At 47.6% G+C, this 18,095-nt stretch carries 15 protein-coding genes; 3 read left to right on the top strand and 12 right to left on the bottom strand.

The features are described from left to right. The first annotated feature begins 172 nt into the window (after positions 1-172). Positions 173-1,300, top strand: coding sequence for a DUF4261 domain-containing protein (locus EI981_RS01990; RefSeq protein WP_126994960.1), 1,128 nt, complete (start codon positions 173-175; stop codon positions 1,298-1,300). 346 nt (positions 1,301-1,646) lie between these two features. On the opposite strand, the gene EI981_RS01985 is transcribed toward EI981_RS01990, so the two are convergent. Next, a complete protein-coding gene (locus EI981_RS01985) occupies positions 1,647-2,489 on the bottom strand; it encodes a LysR family transcriptional regulator (RefSeq protein WP_126994958.1) in 843 nt (280 codons plus the stop codon). A gap of 110 nt (positions 2,490-2,599) precedes the next feature. On the opposite strand from EI981_RS01985, the gene EI981_RS01980 reads away from it, so the two are divergent. Further along, positions 2,600-3,706: a Gfo/Idh/MocA family protein gene (locus tag EI981_RS01980; RefSeq protein ID WP_126994956.1), complete on the top strand. Its 1,107-nt coding sequence runs from the start codon at positions 2,600-2,602 to the stop codon at positions 3,704-3,706. An 88-nt stretch (positions 3,707-3,794) separates the two neighbouring features. Here the strand turns inward: EI981_RS01980 and EI981_RS01975 are convergent, their stop codons facing one another. From EI981_RS01975 to EI981_RS01965, 3 genes are all read right to left on the bottom strand, one after another. Continuing rightward, positions 3,795-4,661, bottom strand: a complete 867-nt coding sequence (locus tag EI981_RS01975; RefSeq protein ID WP_126994954.1) for an EamA family transporter — start codon at positions 4,659-4,661, stop codon at positions 3,795-3,797. A 209-nt stretch (positions 4,662-4,870) separates the two neighbouring features. After that, positions 4,871-5,152 (bottom strand): DUF3973 domain-containing protein, encoded by a 282-nt coding sequence (locus EI981_RS01970; RefSeq protein WP_126994952.1) that lies wholly within the window; start codon positions 5,150-5,152, stop codon positions 4,871-4,873. A gap of 111 nt (positions 5,153-5,263) precedes the next feature. Beyond that, positions 5,264-6,607, bottom strand: coding sequence for an NRAMP family divalent metal transporter (locus EI981_RS01965; protein ID WP_126994950.1), 1,344 nt, complete (start codon positions 6,605-6,607; stop codon positions 5,264-5,266). 512 nt (positions 6,608-7,119) lie between these two features. Here EI981_RS01965 and EI981_RS01960 point away from each other — a divergent pair. Continuing rightward, a complete protein-coding gene (locus EI981_RS01960) occupies positions 7,120-7,761 on the top strand; it encodes an HD domain-containing protein (protein WP_126994948.1) in 642 nt (213 codons plus the stop codon). A gap of 29 nt (positions 7,762-7,790) precedes the next feature. On the opposite strand, the gene EI981_RS01955 is transcribed toward EI981_RS01960, so the two are convergent. The 8 genes from EI981_RS01955 to EI981_RS01920 all read right to left on the bottom strand — a co-directional run bounded on the left by EI981_RS01955 (position 7,791) and on the right by EI981_RS01920 (position 17,998). Further along, entirely contained in the window at positions 7,791-8,567 is a 777-nt protein-coding gene (locus EI981_RS01955; protein WP_126994946.1) for a ChbG/HpnK family deacetylase, read from the bottom strand. Between the two features lie 54 nt (positions 8,568-8,621). Continuing rightward, complete coding sequence (locus tag EI981_RS01950; RefSeq protein ID WP_126994944.1) at positions 8,622-9,458, bottom strand: carbohydrate ABC transporter permease; 837 nt, start codon at positions 9,456-9,458, stop codon at positions 8,622-8,624. Beyond that, on the bottom strand, positions 9,458-10,330 hold the full coding sequence (locus tag EI981_RS01945; RefSeq protein WP_126994942.1) for a carbohydrate ABC transporter permease: 873 nt from the start codon (positions 10,328-10,330) through the stop codon (positions 9,458-9,460). The genes EI981_RS01950 and EI981_RS01945 overlap by 1 nt, the downstream gene beginning before the upstream one ends. Positions 10,331-10,628: 298 nt before the next feature. Then, positions 10,629-11,906: a sugar ABC transporter substrate-binding protein gene (locus EI981_RS01940; RefSeq protein ID WP_126994940.1), complete on the bottom strand. Its 1,278-nt coding sequence runs from the start codon at positions 11,904-11,906 to the stop codon at positions 10,629-10,631. Between the two features lie 214 nt (positions 11,907-12,120). Beyond that, the gene (locus EI981_RS01935) at positions 12,121-13,671 is read right to left on the bottom strand and encodes a response regulator (RefSeq protein WP_126994938.1); all 1,551 of its coding nucleotides are present in this window, start codon (positions 13,669-13,671) and stop codon (positions 12,121-12,123) included. Between the two features lie 79 nt (positions 13,672-13,750). Beyond that, positions 13,751-15,490: a sensor histidine kinase gene (locus tag EI981_RS01930; protein WP_126994936.1), complete on the bottom strand. Its 1,740-nt coding sequence runs from the start codon at positions 15,488-15,490 to the stop codon at positions 13,751-13,753. Between the two features lie 93 nt (positions 15,491-15,583). Then, complete coding sequence (locus EI981_RS01925) at positions 15,584-17,494, bottom strand: TolB family protein (RefSeq protein WP_126994934.1); 1,911 nt, start codon at positions 17,492-17,494, stop codon at positions 15,584-15,586. 3 nt (positions 17,495-17,497) lie between these two features. After that, complete coding sequence (locus EI981_RS01920; RefSeq protein ID WP_162616057.1) at positions 17,498-17,998, bottom strand: RNA polymerase sigma factor; 501 nt, start codon at positions 17,996-17,998, stop codon at positions 17,498-17,500. Positions 17,999-18,095 lie beyond the last annotated feature (97 nt).

Here is an 18,095-nt window from a genome sequence, read left to right as displayed (position 1 = left end):
TCTGATGATAAAAATAATCTCTATAATAACAAAGATTTCAAGCTTGCGACTAAATGTTCAGATTTCCTACGCAATTAGCCATCCAGCACCATTGCCTATCATTCTTATACTTGGTAACATACTATTATTTAGGAATAAATTAGAAAACCGTATGGATAAAGGAGAGAATACAATGACGATTCAGCAACAAGCAGCTCTGCAGTCTATGATTGAATGGCTGGAGCATGAGAATGAGCTTGGACGAAAACCTAGCAAAATTGAAATTGCAGGAGAATTTGATCTGCATGACATGCACTATTACATATTTAAGTATAAAAAGTCGATGCTGGGCAAGTGGCTGCTCGGGGTCTGTGGCGGGTATGAGGAGTCATCTGACACAGAGCATTGTGGTCACATCTTCAGTGAGATGCAGCCTTATAACCCGGCCACTGCCGAACAAGAAGCCATCGCGATGGTCGAGATGATTCGCGAGTATTGGATGAAGCAAGCGGCGGCCATTGAAGCCGAACAATCGGAGAATGAGGATACGGAAGAGGAGGAAGGTGCATCTGGCATATTCAACGGATTCGTCCTGCTGAATACCCACGAATGCGATCTTGAGCAGATCAAGACGACTTTACAGCAAGATTGGGGCATCGTCTGTCCGCCGGCTGATGAGGAAGATGCAAGCTCTGCGGAGAACGAAGGAACTCTCGTCTTCGAAGCAGATGGCTTCACTCTGGCGCTCAGCTTTGTAGATGCGCCTATACCGGATGGGGAGGCCGAGCATTTCGCACAAGCCAACTACCTCTGGAAAGAGGCTGCCCAGGTAACCAGCACACATGTCTCCCAGATCATTCTGGCTGTCTTTACGCGCTCTGGCTCATCTCTCGATAGCGCCAAGCTATTTACGAAGCTGGCGGCAAGCTGCTTGAAGCTGCCAAATGCGATAGGAATTTATACGGCAGGAACTGTATTCCAGCCTGAAATGTATATAGAGATGACCGAGATCATGAAGGAAGAGAACATATTGCCACTGCTAAATCTTGTCCACTTCGGTCTAGTCGGAACAGAAACCGGGTCGGGGGCTTATACCTATGGTTTGAGAGCATTCGGCAAGGATGAGATTGAGATCATCGACAGCCAGGCCATACCGAGCGAGCTGCGCGACTTCCTGATCAATATTACTGATTATGTACTTGAATATAACGTTACTCTGCGGGACGGAGAAACGATTGGCTTCTCCGAAGAGCAGAAGCTACCGATCACCCGATCCGAAGGTGTATACGTGGATGGGGATAGTGTAAAAATTAAATTCTGACGCTGCCTTCGGGTATGATCTTAATGTTAGAATTAATTTTGTCCCTTCCGCTGCCTACATCAGTCGACAAAGGGCTAAAAAACTGCAAATCTGCAGTTTTTTATATACGAAATCGCTTGTTTTAGGAAAAGCCTGCAAATCTGCAGGCTTTTTCGCTTTTTTCTTTCGAATTGAGCTGAAATGGGAGAAAAAGATGCATATTCGCAGGAATTTTCGAAATGTGGGGCGGCATCCCGATAAGAAACTGCATATTTGCAGGAATTGCCCATTTACCTGCTGTATCGTTAGTTTGCAGTAGCATCTACAACTCCACGGTTATCTCTAGTCTCTGCCCCACCGCACGCTGTTAATTAGCAGCTGAAATCATGTTCATGAGCTGCTGCTCCATTCCGGTAATTTTATGATTTACTCTGTAGCACATAAATTTCTCAAGCTCACAAGCGTCATGGTCGATCACGCGATAATCCCTGATTCCTAGCGAGACTGTATCCGATTCCGGGATCAGACTTATCCCCATGCCGAGTTGGCACATGCTGACCAGAGACTCCAAAGCAGCAATTTCTACGAAATCTGTGCGTACCACGTGATGATCCTCAAGCAATTGATCGAACACCTTCTTGTAATAGCAATTGCCGGAGGAGATAATCAGATTCTCATCCTTCAGGAGCGTATTCAGCGGTTTATCGGTATTTCTGCCGACCAATACTAATCTCTCGGTTCCGTATTTCTTATAATGAAGCAGCTTCGCATCTGTTTTCCCAACCAGGAAGCCGATATCGATCATCCCGTCGGCAATCTCATTCTCGATCTTCTGCGTATTCCCAGTCCTCACCGTCACTACCAGGTTCTTATATTTCTCATATAATATTCCCATCGCTTGATTGAAATTAGGCGGGTTCTTACTTACCATAAGTCCGATCCTCAGCACGGCATTCTCCTGATTCATCATGCTCCGGGTCTCTTCCCATAACAATACGATCTTCTTAAATTGGGCATAGAGCTTCTTGCCCTCTTCATTCAACTCCATCCCTCTTGGTCTTCTATAGAACAGTTCTGTATCAAATTCGCTCTCGATCTTCTTGATCTTGGCCGTCATATTGGATTGCAGTTGATGCAGCTCCTGCGCAGCAGACGAGATGCTTCCGTTCTCTGCGACCGCGATGAACGCTCTCATATTCTCAATATCCAACGGACTTCACCTCTTACGTATCACTTATTTTGATATATAGATTAAATATATACATTATTTTTAATATGACAGCAATATTATACTACTGCTAAAGACAGGGAGGTTATCGAATGAAGAAAATAAAAACAGGCATCATCGGGGGTTCAATTCGGAACCGTTGGGCCAGTTCGACACATATTCCGGCTCTGCTCCACAGCGAGCTTCATGAAATCACGGCAATAGCGACCACAAATATGGCTTCAGCCCAAGAAGCGGCGGACCGGATTGGAAATGTCAGCGCCTATGACGATTACACCAAAATGCTCGAATCTAGCGATGTAGACATGGTTATTGTCAGCGTTAAAGCCCCCTATCACCATGAAATTATTCTGAATGCAATTCGTGCCAATAAGCATATTTACTGTGAATGGCCTCTGGCTGTTACTGCGAGTGAAGTCGATGAGATCATGGTGCAGATCAATGGCTCTCAGGCCCGACATGCCATCGGCCTACAGTCACGCCAGGCCGACGAGGTACGCAGGGTTAAGGAGATGATCAATCATCAAGAGATCGGCAGAATTCTGGCCGTTAATATAAAGTCCTCAACACAGGCCAAGGGCAATTGGGTGGACTCCGGCAGCAGCTATATTCTGGAACGCAGCAATGGAGCGACACTACTGACGATCAACGGTGGTCACGCTTTGGATATTGTGAGCTATCTGCTTGGTCATTTTAGCGAAGTTCAGGCCAGCCACCATACGCACTATAACGAAGCCCATATTACGGATCAGAGCCGTACGATCAACAAAAGTATAGAAGATCAGTACATCATCCAGGGCAAAATCAACTGCGAGATCCCCGTTTCGATCCATCTTCAGGGCGGAGCCTACCCTCAATTTATACTGGAAGTCCAGGGAGAACTGGGGATTATCCGACTCTATCAGAACCGCTCTATCGGGCATCCGCAATATGGCGGTCTGAGTGTGTCCTTGGTGAAATACGATTCGAGTCAAGCGATTGCTTCTAGTCAGCACGATGATTTCACATTGGTGATGGAGGATACGAAGGAATTCCCCCTCACCAACGTAGCTCGGGCCCACCAGTCCTTTGCCGAAGACATTCTGGCCAATTCAGTTAACCCTAAGACGCCAGACTTTCATTATGCTGCTTACTTGCATCGATTGATCAATGCAATAGAGGAATCAGCTCAAACTGGCAGACGGATGGACCTGATTTGACGAGGATGCTCCTCCGCTAAATCAACATAAATAAGGACACCTCAGAAGGTGTCCTTATTACGTAAGACATGATCTGATGCGCCCTTCCCTAGAACAACAGCAGTAGAGTCCCCCCTACGACGAGTAATAGACCAGTGAAGGATCTGGCCGACAACTTCTCTCTGAGAAATATGTACGAGAAAATTACTGTAACAACAATGCTCAGCTTATCAATCGGTACCACGAGACTAGCCTTACCATCCTGCAGAGCTCGATAGTAGCACAGCCAGGACAGCCCCGTTGCTAGACCGGACAGACCGATGAACAGCCAGCTCTTCTTATCGATGTCCTTCATCAGGGTATACTTCTTCTGGAAAAATACGATCCCCCAGGCGATGATCAGTACAACAATCGTACGAATCGCTGTACCCAGATTGGATTCGATGTCCTGGATACCAATCTTGCCAAGGATCGAGGTCAGAGCAGCGAAGATCGCGGATAGCACCGCATAGATTAGCCAAGTTCTTCGCCTTGTGCCAGCAGCCCCTGTGGAATCTGCCTTCTTCTCGATCATCAGGTAGGTCCCCAGCCCAAGTAGGACGATCCCGATTCCCATAAATAACGTCGGTACCTCTCCGAGAAACAGAAAAGCGAGCAGAATCGTAAGTATCACACTGCTCTTATCGATCGGAGTGACTTGATTGACCGTGCCTAGCTGTAAGGCCCTAAAATAGCATAGCCATGAGGCACCGGTCGCAGCGCCGGATAAGATTAGAAATAGAAGTGTGCGGGCGGATATTGAATCTATCGTGTGCTGTGAGCCGACAACGAAAACCATAAGCCAGGAGAACAATAGGACAACAATCGTCCGCAGTGCCGTAGCCAGGTTTGAATCCGTGTTCTTTATCCCGATTTTGGCCAGAATAGATGTCATACCCGCGAATAGCGCCGAACCAAAAGCGTACAGGAGCCACATATATACCACATCCCTATGAATGATTGTTCTATCTGCACAGGACAACTCTAATAATAGCCGTTCTAATGTACAAACCTATTATATCCCTGACAAAATGTAAACACTAACGAAAGAAGAAGCTATCCCTTTTGAGACAGCTCCGTATTATGATGCTAGTTTTTTGCTTCCATCCCCATCGTATTATGATATTGGTTTGGCTTCTATCCCCGTCATCGCGGCCAAGCGGCTGGTTCTTTTACTGCGCTGACTTCCCCGCCGAACTCCCGGTCAGATTGAATAAAGTCATAAATGGGCATCCAGCGATCTACCGTCTCCAATGAGCAATCTCTTCTTATGTGTAAATGATCTCCTTTAACGACCGGATCACACATCCCTAGATGGAACTTGATTCCCGTACCTGTATCATCAATAAAATACCCCCTCTTAAAAATTTTCCCAGCCGTATACCTCTCATCATGAAGCCCCTGACACACGATGCAGTAATAGTACATGACTTCTTCACCTCTTCTTATGAAATTGATTTAAGATACGTATTCCGAGAGAACAAGCTATTATCGCCGACATAACGCAATCGATTAAGTAAAAGATGCCCTCCTTCATTTTTAAGACATGGTACCATTTAGTGTTAAAATAATCGTTACCACCGACACCGCTGAATAAAGCGATATGATTCCCCATCCAAGCAGGCGTTTCCATCCCGAGTTGGCGTATTCCCCCATAATCTTTCGATTGTTGGTAAGCAGAACTAGGAAGATCAAATCTGGAACAAACAGCATGGTTGCAAAAATCTGCGTAAAGACAGCCAGCATGCTAAGCGGTAAGTCCGGAATTAATATAACTATAGCTCCTAGTAACAGACAGCCAAAGTAGAGAGCATAGAACTTCGGCGCCTCCGATATTTTATTGTTCTGACTTCTCTTCCAACCAAAGGCTCCGGCAACGGTATAGGCTGAAGAAAAGGAGATCGTAATAGCAGCGAGCCAGCCCGCATTAAACAATCCCAAGGCGAACAAAATGCTGCCTATGCGGCCGGTAACCGGTACGAATGCGGTAATCAAATCTGCCGGATTGGAATCGTCGAGATTAGCCACATGGCCCATCAGTGCAGCACCGCAGATCATAACGGCCGCCGCAAAGATCGGTTGAAGCAAAGAGCCAAGGGCAATATCGATACGTCCTAACCGCAGATCTTTACGTGTTAACCCTTTGTCTAGCGTCGTGTTGTTGTTGTAATACAGCATAAATGGAGCGATGGCATTTCCGATGGTCGCTAGGATAAATACCAGCATTCCATCTGATTTTAAATCCCAAGTTATACTCGGCCAGCTGGTAAATACTTTACCGATCTCAGCCGGATCGGGATGAGTCATAAAGGCGACGATGATGAATACAACATTGACTACCCCGACCAGTATTCCTAACCGTTCCTTTGACCAATACCCCATAAAGAACATTACAAAACTGACAAAGGCGAAACTGATGAGATCGGCTAGCCATAATGGCAGCCCCATAAGGGTCAGTCCAGCCGTCATTCCCACAAACTCGGTTATAATGTACATCAAGTTGGCCAGCCCTAAGGCCGCTACACTGGTGTAATGCCAGAACTTCCCGAAATAACGAAGAAGCAGTTCCCTGTATTCGGTCTTGGTGACCGCCCCTAGACGCATCGACATCTCCTGCATGTTATAGTCAATCGGCGCGAGCAGGAACAATAATGGGAGGAAGAAGCTTATGCCAAATACGGCTCCAGTCATCGTATAACTGATCATGCCTCCAGCATCATTGTTAGATAGTGAGGAAATAATACCTGGTCCCAGAAGCGCCCAGAACAGCCACAGCTTTCTTTTAAATCCCACCTTACCTTTGGTCGCCTTCTCTCGAAAGGAGATACTTATGTCTGATTGACTTCCTTCTGAAGGAGCTACACCCGATTGCACTTCGCTCATTCACTTATCACTTCCCATATGTTGTAGTCGTTACATGGCTATATTATTGCGGAGTATTGAAACATGTGCATGGCCATCTCAACGTTGTTGAAAAAATCTCAACACTATACACCTAAAATGTATGTTCAAAAAAGCCGATTTTCAACACCGAGAAGCTATAAGAAACAAAAGAAGCAACACCGCGGGATTTAGCGGCCTGCTTCTTTACATAAAAACAATATTCTCCATAAACTTCTACTCCAAGTTAACGATCCATTAACAAACCGGATATATACTGTACGTACAGCAACACATCTAACACTATTCGAAGATGTTGTTCAAAAAGTCCAATTTTGATCACGAAGTGACACTGAGAGCTTATTCGACATCGAATCTTGAATTCAGCCGGGCCTTCCGGTGCTCACGTACCCAAAACGTACGCTTCGCTCCTCAGTCCCTAGCTTCATCCAACCTTCTCGGTGCTGAAAGCCGAACTTTTTGAACACGCACTTAAAGAAAGGAATGCAAAATATATGGGAATCCATACGTATTTCCAATCATTGACGGATTTAGAGCGGATCATCCGCTGTCCAGGCAGATTCAAATTCCAGGAGCATAGCGTATCCGAACATTCCTGGAAGGTCGTACAATACGCCAAGACGCTTGCGGACATCGAGGAAAGCCATGGAGCCACTGTGGATTGGAAGAAGCTATACGAAATTACGAGTAGCCATGATTACGGTGAGATCTTCATTGGGGATATCAAGACACCTGTGAAGCACTATTCCTTGGAATTGCGAGCGATGCTGCAGCAGGTTGAAGAGGGAATGGTCGCTCATTTTATTGATGAGCATATACCTGAGGAATTTCAAGCTATCTTCCGCAGACAGCTGCGCGAAGGGAAAGACGATTCTGTGGAAGGACAAATCCTTGAGGTTGCCGACAAGATGGATCAGATCTATGAAGCATTTGCTGAGTTGCAACGGGGGAACACCGAGAAGGAGTTCATCACGATGTACCGTAGTGCTCTGATTAAGATCAAACAGATCAAGCTGCACTGTGTCGATTATTTCCTGCATCAAATTCTGCCTGACCTGGTTCGTGAAGGCTCACAATCTCCGGTCGACATTGAACAGATTACGAATGAAGCACTGGCCGCTGTCTCCCACACTTAACCCCCGCTTCAGCCTCAAAAGACAAGTTTTCAACTTAGATTCAGCTTAACTGCCTCATCATAGCGGATCGGCCTGATCCCTCTACGTTTATATTCAGAAGATAGTCGCGGATTTGACCAGAACAGGCTGTCATATTGTCGGGTTCTGGCAATTTGCTGTCCCGACTCATAGGCATTGCCTAATGCTCTCATCTCCTCAGAGTCCACAGCCGGATGAGTCACAAGTAAATATCGCTCTGTCCCAAGGGCCTCGATCTGCCCAAGGTGCTCGATAACAGCATCATCATTCGCGCTTATGCTTATATTCTGAAATATATAGTCCCACCAATAGATCAGTCCTCTAGCAGCACACCAGGCACGAAGCTCATCTTCAAGACCAGGGATCGCTGATTCGGGCACCATATGCGTATCGACATATGTGATAGGAAAGCCCAATTCTGTAAGCCTGGCGAACTGAGCTTCGAGTTCAAGCATTACCTCCGCCATGACGGGCGGATGCTCCTCGAAGTAGTGAGGATGCGGACTGAACCAGCCGTCTGCCTCAATCAGGGAAGGAACCGATGTAGGGTCCGCCACCGGACCCCATTTGATATCGTTCCACTCGGCATTCAAGACGAAATGCAGTCCAAAGCAGACGTCGTCCCTCCCTGCGAACATCTCCGCCGCTTCGCGAATGGCAGGGCAGGTCGCCATAATGGAGACATTTCTCAATACTCCACCTTCCAGCGCCTTCTCGATACCCAGGTTCGCGGAGTGGCTGCTTCCGCAATCGTCAGCTCTCGTGATGATACAGATCTCTCTAGCCATATGACACCTCCTGCATTATTACGGAACAAACCCATTTCGCTACTCCAGCCTCTATTACTTTACAGCCCCTTCGGCAATACCCTTGATAATATATTTCTGGGCGATGGCATAGAAGATGACGACAGGTATAATGGTCAAAGTCAAACCAGCCATAGCCTGGTTCCAGACGATCGTGAACTCGCCGAAGAAGTAGAACGTCGACAGTTGGATCGTCCGCAGCCCCTTATCAGACAGCGTCAAGGAAGGCAGCAGATAGTCATTCCACGTGCTGATTACATCCAGTATTGCGACAGTAATCGTTATCGTCTTCAGCATTGGGAACACAATTCTCCAGAACACACCGAACTTGCTGCAGCCATCCAGTGTCGCCGCCTCTTCCAATGCAATCGGAATCGACTTAATGAATCCATGGTACAGGAACACGGCGATACTAGCGTGGAAGCCGATATTCATAAAGATCAGTCCACCATGCGTATTCAGCATCGGAATATGAAGGTAGGTACGAATCCAGTCCATCACTTGCATCAACGGCATCATCAGCGTCTGGAATGGAATCAGCATCGTCGAGATAAACGCCATGAACATCAATTTGCTTAGTTTATTATCGGTTCTGACCAGCATCCATGCGGTCATGGAGGCAAGAACGACCACGAAGATCACGGTCATCACGGTAACAAAGGTCGAGTTGCCCAGAACGGTCAAGAAATTCATCTTCTTCATCGCTGCTTCAAAATATTGAAGGCTGAAGGATTCCGGCAATGCCAGCGCATTATTATACAATTCTGCCCGCGTCTTAAAGGAGTTCACGAGCATAATGTAAATCGGCGACAGGAACAGGAGTGCAAGAAGGGCCAACAGAATGGAGCTGATTGCTCTGCTAGTTCGTCTCATTACATCTGCACCTCTTTCTTCTTCGTGATGATTACCTGCGTCAATGTCACCAGGGCCACGATCAAGAAGAACAGGATCGCCTTCGCCTGACCGACTCCATAGCGGCCATAGCCGAAGATCTCATTGAAGATGTTCATCGCGAACATTTCCGTCGAATGAACCGGTCCGCCGTTCGTCAAGCTCAAGTTCACGTCATAAATCTTGAACGCACCGGATAGCGTCATGAAGAAGCAGATCGTGAAGGAGGGCATAAGCAGCGGGAAGGTGATCTTCGTCAGCCTGTGCCAGATATTCGCGCCATCCACCTTGGCTGCCTCTAACAGCTCATCAGGAATTCCCTGAATCCCAGCAATATAGATGATCATCGTATATCCGGCCATCTGCCAAGTAAATACGATGACTAGAGCATATAAAGCGAAGTTAGGGTTGATCAGCCAGTTGAAGAATATCCCCTCAAGCCCGGTCTTACCACCGAGGAACTTGAACGCATCCGTGAAGATGAACTTCCAGATGTAACCGAGGATCAATCCGCCGATCAGATTCGGCATAAAGAAGAAGGTACGCGCCAGCTTGCTAGTGCGCAGCCCGTTTGTAACCAACAATGAGAAGGTTAAGCCCAGCAGATTCACACTAATAAGTGCTAGGAGTGTAAACTTAAGTGTATGCCCTGCGGAAGAGAAGAACCGCTCATCCTGGAATATCGTTACGTAGTTATCCAGACCAACAAATACTTTCGGGTTAGCCGAGATACCATCCCAGCTAATGAATGAATAGGCAATCCCGATAATAAACGGAATAATGACGACGATCGTAAAAATGGTGAACAAGGGCATCGTAAATAACCCGAACCAAAGTTTGTCTTTTCTTTTCATTACCACACGCCCTCTCCAGTTCAGTCTAATTTGAAACGGGGATTATGAAACACAAAAGCCTAACACTAGGGAATAGGCTAGGCTTTTTAGAGGTAGTTCAAAAAGTCCGCTTTTGACCACGAAGTGAATCAAGTTAGTGGTTCGGCATCGAATCTTGAATTCAGCCGGGCCCTCCAGTGCTCACGTACCTACACGTACGCTCCGCTCCTCAGGCCCTAGCTTCATCCAACCTTCTTGGTGCTGAAAACCGCTCTTTTTGAACACACTTCTAGTGTCTCATCCACGCTGTTCAAATCGATTATTTAGCGGCTTTTGCCCATGCATCATCCAGATTCTTCAAGTACTGCTCACCAGTCATACCATTGTCCAGGAAGAATTCAGAGGTTACTGGTGTCAGATCATTCACGATAATGCCTTGTGGGAAATAGTTCATAGCCCACGGAATGGTATTTCCACTCTTCGTTGCTTCAAATACAGCTTGAGACAATGGGTCCAGTCCGTCTGCTTCAATATTGGTCATTGCCGGAATGAACTTGAATTTATTCACGATCGTATCCTTACCAGTCTCACTGTTATAGAGCCAATCCAGGAATGCGTTAGCCGCCTTGATCTCCTCCGGCTTCGCCCCATTGTTGATAACCCAGCCGCCCGGAATATCGACAGACAGCTTGTTATTTCCAGCGATCGGCAACGCCATCATGCCGATGTCGAGATCACCATAATCCGCCAGCATACCATAGCTCCAGTTACCTTGGTGTACCATTGCCGTCTTGCCCGTCGCAAAATCACCCATCTGAGTATCATAAGTAACTTCCATCGGATTCACAGAATTCTGTCTAATCACTTCCATAAACTTGGCGAATTCCTGGAATTCCTTCGTGTCGGCCATTTTGACCTCGCCATTGTTCAGCTTATTGATAAAGTCAATCGGATCTGCCTGAAGGGCAAATGGTGTGTTCAGAATATGTCCGATCAGGAAGTAAGCTTCTTGGGACAGGCTCAACCCGTTAATTCCCTCTGCCTTCAAGCTCTCCATTTTACTCGTAAAGGATGCGAGATCGGTTACGTCCTTCGGATCAACCAGACTCTTGTTGTACACCAGACCGAAGCCTTCAACCCCTATCGGAACGCCGACAACCTTGCCGTCTACTTCCAGCGCCATGTTAGGAGCAATATTTTTAACATAGCTCTCATTGCTCATGTCGTAATAGTAGGATTTAAATTTCTCCGCTTCCGCCCCAGACGCTATACTGAAGATCGTAGGTCCTTCCTTAGCGGCCAGCTTCGCTTGTAGTTGAGTGATATAAGCATCACCAGCGGAACCCCAAACCTCAACCTCATTCCCAGTCTCTTCTTTGTATTTGTTGGCCAGTTCCTCCAACGCTTCAGCAATCTCAACCTTGCTCTGGAAGAGCGAGATCTTCGCTTGCTTCTCTGTACCTCCGGATGTATTCGAAGAGTTCGTGTCTGTGCCTGAATTGGCGGAATTGCTATTTGTCTTGCCACCACAAGCGACGAGAGATGCGATCAATACCATCATCGCCAGGAAACCAAATACTTTTTTTGTCTTCTTCATGCTTTCGCCCCCGTTAGATATTTTTGACCAGATCGATTCATTGTTGAGCAGTTTCCTTAGAGACAATAGTTCGAAACTTCTGCCGGATTGCTTTGACAACGTTTTCAAACCATCGTTCCCTTACTGCTGCTAAGTTAATTATATTTCGACAAGATCGGTCTCCAATAGGTAAACTCTTCGCCAGTATAGGTAAAATCTGAATCATTCCGGGCGCTCAACGTTCCTGCTGCTTCTTGCGATAATGAGAAGGAGATTCACCGACATGCTTCCTGAACACTTTGCCAAAGTAATTATCATCTTCATAGCCTACAAGCTGAGATATCTCGATAATGCTAATGTCCGAATGACTAAGCAGCGATTTGGCCTTGTCCATCCGCAGCTGCGTCAGATAGTTCATGATCGTCATATCATAGTTCTCCTTGAACTTCTTGGAAATATATTGCGGACTGAAATAGAACCTGTCAGCTAGCACAGTCAGACTGATTTCCTCGCCAAGATGGGATTCAATATAATGCCGGATCGCATGAATGCTGCGCAACGAGGCCAGATTCTCCCCCTCCGATTCAATCATCATCCAGAAGGTATGTGTCAAGGCCTTCTCCCATTCTTCCAGATCGCTAATCCACAGTGATAAAGGCTCGATATGCTGCTCCAGCTCAAGCTGCCGGGAAACACGCATAATGAGCAAATTGGCCTCGATGGTATAATGCTGCAGTTCTTTTAATGATAAATAGCCCCTAGCCCGCAGTTCCATTACAAAGGAGCGGATCAATTCGCCCAAATACTCTTTGTCCCGCTTCTTCAACGCCTCCAGCACCAGTAATTCCTTATCCATGAGGCTAGGCATTTGCCGCTGATCATCCTCTATCCGCTGCCCATTAAGCACATTAGACTTCAGAATTTCCGTCTTCGCCTCCTTCAATCCGCTCAGAATATCTCTGTAGCCGAACTTCTGCCGGGAGAACCCTGAGAAGGTCTCCACTCGAATGGTGGACATCCAGGACTCCTCCAGTTTCCGGCGATAATAGTCCATCTCGACGGCTGATATATTCCCTACTGTAAGTACACAGAGGAAGGATTCCATCCGGAAGAAATAGTAATGGGCTAGCGGATTTAGCACATCACGCAGAATGTTCCTAACTGAGAACATTAGTAACGACTCATCCCCCATAAAATACCGATCAACGACCTCGCCGACATTCCGGGGCAGGAAGAGCAGAATATAGAAGTCTTCCAGCGGGAAGCCTTCGTCTGTTAGCAATTGACGGACTCCTTCGTGATTCACCGTCTCGTTCTGGAGATAAGTCACCATCTTCTGTTCATTGAGCAGCACCTGTGCCTCATTTACCTGATGGCTCCTTCTCCATTCCTCGCTCTTATTCTGCTTGCTCCCCAGAATGGACTGGACAGCCCGGGCAATCGCCTTATCCAGGTCGTCGATCTTGAAGGGCTTCAGCAAATAATCCACACCGTCAGCCAGCAGAGTAGCCCGTGCATAACGGAATTCCTGGTAGCCGCTCAATACAATGACTTTAGAATCCCAGCCCTCCTCGCGTAGTACTTCAAGAAAGCCAGTCCCATCCATACGTGGCATGCTCATATCGCATATAATCAATTCCGGAGCCTCCCGCCGGACGATGTCCAACGCCTCTATTCCATCTCCAGCCATATATATCTCAGTAATGTCGTGCTTGGCCCATTTGATGGACAACTCTACACTCTCCCGAACAGGCTGTTCATCATCTACGATCAACACTTTCATCATCTTCACACTCCTTCTTTTGTATAAGTCGAACTAGAGATTGTACCGATGATGACATCCAGGTGAGATGTTCTTCCTTAGTTCAACTCCCATGCTGATAAGGGATTTCCAAGGTTACCGTCGTGCGAATGTAAGGCTCGCTCTCGATACTCCAGATGAAGCCCTCTCCACAATATAATTGCAGACGCTTGAATACATTGATCAGACCAATTCTCGAACGGGATTCTTGCTGGATTAACTGTTCTGAATATTGATCGCGAATCTCCTGGATCGTCTCTTCACTGAAGCCCCGCCCGTTGTCAATAACACGAATGATCAGCTTCTCAGCCGCCTCAATCTCTACATGAATCTCGCCGATACCTTCGCCCCTCTCAATGCCATGCACGATGCTGTTCTCAACAAGCGGCTGTAGCACCATCTTGGGAACAGGAATGCCCAGCGCTTCCTCCTGACAGCTCTGCTTGAACTGTATCCTATCTTGATATCTACCAATCTGCAACGAAATATAGTAATTCAAGTGCTCCAGCTCGTCCTGTAGACGAACCTCCTCCGTATCGATATCCATGCTGTAGCGGAACATCGCCCCTAGCTCTGCTAGCTTATCGCTGACCTCCGGCACATTCTTCTTAATAGCGAGTGAACCGATGGATTGCAGCGTATTGAACAGAAAATGAGGATTAATCTGGGCCTGCAGCATTTTCAGACGGGCCGTCGAGACCTCTAGCTGGTAGCGGTACTGCTGATTCCATAGGATATCAAGCTGCTTAATCATTTCCTGGAACCGGTCCTCCAGAACGCCCAGCTCGTCGGAGCTCGTCGAATTCGCCTGGATGTCGAAATTACCCATCTGGATATGCTTAATATGCCTGAGAATCCGCTTAATCCGGAACAGCATGAAGTACGAGATCAGACCCGCCATCACTGTGATAAACACGGTTACAATCAGCTGAATGGTGAAGGATTCGTTCAGCGCCTTCTTCCCCGCTTGGTCAATAACCGCTTGAGGGATGAACCGTACTAGTGTAATCGGAAGATTGTAAGCATCATCCTTATAGTAAATGTATATTCCCTTCGGATCATTGATCAGTCCCTTGACCGCTCTGGGTTCTTCGCGCAGCCGCTCTATCCAATCCTGATCTTCATCCGGACCCGGTGTCGCATACAATAGCTGCAGATCATCCTGTAGGAAAATATACGTCCTGCTATCTTCATCGGTTCCTAGAGGATTGGCCAGCTGCTTCAATTCCGTATCCCGTACGATCATCGTCGTCATCCCGAGTAGCTCTCGGTCCGATGTATCGATGAAGGTCTTGTTAATCCGCAGTCTCTTCTCTCCGCCCCACTCCACAATCGAATATTCCTGACTGAATTCACCACCGTCCTCCACAGCCTGAGGCTGCTCGGCAAAGTCCGGCATCGGGATACGCTCATTGAGATCGGATTTTACAATGAACGGCTTATTCGTCAACGCACTCTTGTAAATGATCGACCTGATCTCAGGAAAAGCCGCGTAGTTCCGCCCTATTCTCTGCTTGATATATACGGATTCCGCCGGAGTCTGCGTCTCCCTCTTGGTCAGAAGCCGCATTAACTCAGGGTCGCCGTAGTACGTATAGGAGAGCAGCGATACGTCATGAATATACTTCGTGATCCCCGACATCTTGATCGCCATCGAACTCTGGTTCAATTCGACCAACTGCTCTTGGACCGCGCGCCCGATCGTATGATAGGACATATAATTGGTGATTAATAGGGGAACTGTCGTCGTAATCAGCATACTTAGCAGGATCTTGGCGAACAGACTCCGCTTCATCAGGAACATCCTAATCCTCTCCTATAACCATAAAAGTTATCTCTATTTTAAAACAAAAAAGATTCTCCCGTAACAGAAGAATCTTCTATATCTATCAAACAATTACTTATTCTGTGTCGTATCTGTATCCGCACTGTAATTAAAAAACACATCGCGCCTGTTCCACTCTACGTAGAAGCTGAGGCTCTTCCCTTTCCACAAGCGAGTACCTATATCCTCATAATTCCCCGGCCCCTGCAGTTTGTCAGACAGATATACCGGAGAAGCATCTGCCCCCTTAAGTGACAGTACGGCAATATCACGCTTCTCTTCTCCAAGCGAAACATCAATGGCAGCCCATTGCTCCGCTTCGTCAATAATCATCATCGACGACTCCGTCACCCCGTCAAGAGTGCCTAAGGACTTGAACGTTCCCTTATCCCAATTGTAACGCATTAGGCGCATCCGATAATGATCGCCCTGTTGCTGTTTGACGAGGAACCAGATCGTGCGTCCGTGATCCGATTCACGGTAGACGATATTTCCGAAACCGACATGGGTCCAGCCACTGTCCACCGGAACTTGTTCGAGAGGAAAAATCAATTGATCCCGCTGATCATCCTCCGTCGTCGTGACCATTTCGCCATTCCAATCCGAGATCCGGATGCTATCTGTTTCCTCCATGTTGTCGATCAAATATCCGTCATTTCCTCGTGTAAGGGTGAACTGGTAAGTTTCCACTTTATAGTACGGGAACTGATAGGAGTAATCTATTTTTGCAGTAACCACCGCCTTGCCGTTCGCTTCAGTTGCAGTATTCACAATTGTATAGCCAACTTGACGCGGAGAGGTTCCTTTTAGATAACCGGGATCGTAGCTGAAGAAGTCATGGGCATGCCGTTCATCTCGGTAAATCAGCGCCTCTACCGCCTGACCTACCACTTCTTCTGGACCAGCCTCCCGCTCTGCCAGCGTATATCGGACAAGCTGCCTCCACTCAACATTGGTCTCCGTAACCTGATACATGGCAATGCTCTGGCCATCGGTGTTCCAGACGAGACCTTCCAGGCTGTAGGAAGACTGATACTCCCCTTCCTTCGGTTGACCATCCTCCCAGGCATCCATCGGGCGGTTATGCGTAATCTTCTGCTCGGTCTGACGATCCAAATCGGATACCCAAGCATCCTCCAATTGCGGATCGCCACCATCCTTCCGCACATAAAGCACATACTTGCCGTCTGGAGAGATCACTGGCGAATATCCATCGCCCCATAGCTTCTCTGTACCGGATTCCAGATCAAGCGTGTAAATCTGTTCCTGCCGGGCATACAGTATTTTCTCCTCATTCGGAAAATAAGACAGAGAGCTTCCCTTGGTCAAATAGTGCTGTTCACCAGAGGATAGCTGCGCTTCCCAAAGGGTATCCGTGGCCGGATCATGCCGCACATAGGCAACCTGCTTCCCATCCGGCGACCAGGCCAATTCGCCGAGCGGTACCGGTGCTTCTAAGACCCGCTTGGTCTGTTTCGTATCCGCCTCCCAGATATGAAGCTCACGCCCGTCCACATAAGCCAGCCGCTTCCCATCCGGTGAGATCGCAAGCTCCGACACCTTTCCCGTTACGATCTGTTCATAGCTAACTCCATGCTGACGGTAGACTCCTTCCGTCGGTATCGCGTAATAAGTTACGTCCTGATCCATCGCCATAGCTACACTCGTCTCCTGTCCGAGCTGCTGCACCGTATTGAACTGCAGCTTCAACCTCAAATCGGCGGCGTTAACACGCGGCATGTCTTGAACGGGGAGCAAATTCCAGAGCAGTACCACTATCGCAACCACTGCTGCTGCAGCACCCCAAGCTATATATTTTTGCTTCCGCTTGTCTTGCGGACGCCTTGAACGCCTTGTTTGCGGATAGCTCTGCCCTTCCTCAATAAGGGAACGCCGCAGCTCCGCCTTGAACGTCTCATCGACCTGCAACCGATCGTGAACCTTCTTCAGATCATCCACCCACTTCGGATTCTGCTCAGACATGACTCATCCCTCCTCCAGACAGCGATCAATGTCGACTGCTAGTCTCTTCCGTATCCGATGCATGCGCGTACGCAGCCAACCTTCCGTCTTGTCCAGCATCCGGCTCATCTCATGGTAGGCGAAGCCAACCATATACTTCAGATGCACCATCTCCCTATCCTCATTCTCTAGTTGAAGCAGTGCCTCCTCCAGACATTCGTTCTGAACTGACGTCTCCTGGAACATCTCCCGGATATGCTCGTAGCCTCCCTGTTCCGGATCAACGCCGTAAGCGGCCTCCTTCTTGCGACGATAATGGTCAACAATCCGATTATGTGCAATGGCGAACAACCAAGCCCGGTCGTATTCCGGGATCGTTCCACCATGCTTACAGCTGTATTCCAGCGCCTTGCGAAAAATATCGCTAACTAGATCGTCCGCATCCCAACGATTGCCGACCCGGAACAGCACATACCGGTACAAATCGTCGAAGTAGCAATCGTATATTTTCAAAAATGTGTCCACCCTCTCACTCCCTTTCCTCTCTTCATGGGAAGTAACGATGAAGCCCCTGTATTTGTATCATTCAGAAAAAATATATATTTACACCCTAGCAATAATA

Source organism: Paenibacillus lutimineralis, assembly GCF_003991425.1.
Classification (GTDB): Bacteria; Bacillota; Bacilli; order Paenibacillales; family Paenibacillaceae; genus Fontibacillus; species Fontibacillus lutimineralis.
This window is presented reverse-complemented; position numbering and strand designations above follow the sequence as displayed.

Coding starts and splice junctions, on each gene's coding strand:
- EI981_RS01990 (WP_126994960.1), top strand. CDS start 173: ATGACGATTCAGCAACAAGCAGCTCTGCAGTCTATGATTGAATGGCTG.
- EI981_RS01980 (WP_126994956.1), top strand. CDS start 2,600: ATGAAGAAAATAAAAACAGGCATCATCGGGGGTTCAATTCGGAACCGT.
- EI981_RS01975 (WP_126994954.1), bottom strand. CDS start 4,661: ATGTGGCTCCTGTACGCTTTTGGTTCGGCGCTATTCGCGGGTATGACA.
- EI981_RS01970 (WP_126994952.1), bottom strand. CDS start 5,152: ATGTACTATTACTGCATCGTGTGTCAGGGGCTTCATGATGAGAGGTAT.
- EI981_RS01965 (WP_126994950.1), bottom strand. CDS start 6,607: ATGAGCGAAGTGCAATCGGGTGTAGCTCCTTCAGAAGGAAGTCAATCA.
- EI981_RS01960 (WP_126994948.1), top strand. CDS start 7,120: ATGGGAATCCATACGTATTTCCAATCATTGACGGATTTAGAGCGGATC.
- EI981_RS01955 (WP_126994946.1), bottom strand. CDS start 8,567: ATGGCTAGAGAGATCTGTATCATCACGAGAGCTGACGATTGCGGAAGC.
- EI981_RS01950 (WP_126994944.1), bottom strand. CDS start 9,458: ATGAGACGAACTAGCAGAGCAATCAGCTCCATTCTGTTGGCCCTTCTT.
- EI981_RS01945 (WP_126994942.1), bottom strand. CDS start 10,330: ATGAAAAGAAAAGACAAACTTTGGTTCGGGTTATTTACGATGCCCTTG.
- EI981_RS01940 (WP_126994940.1), bottom strand. CDS start 11,906: ATGAAGAAGACAAAAAAAGTATTTGGTTTCCTGGCGATGATGGTATTG.
- EI981_RS01935 (WP_126994938.1), bottom strand. CDS start 13,671: ATGATGAAAGTGTTGATCGTAGATGATGAACAGCCTGTTCGGGAGAGT.
- EI981_RS01930 (WP_126994936.1), bottom strand. CDS start 15,490: ATGTTCCTGATGAAGCGGAGTCTGTTCGCCAAGATCCTGCTAAGTATG.
- EI981_RS01925 (WP_126994934.1), bottom strand. CDS start 17,494: ATGTCTGAGCAGAATCCGAAGTGGGTGGATGATCTGAAGAAGGTTCAC.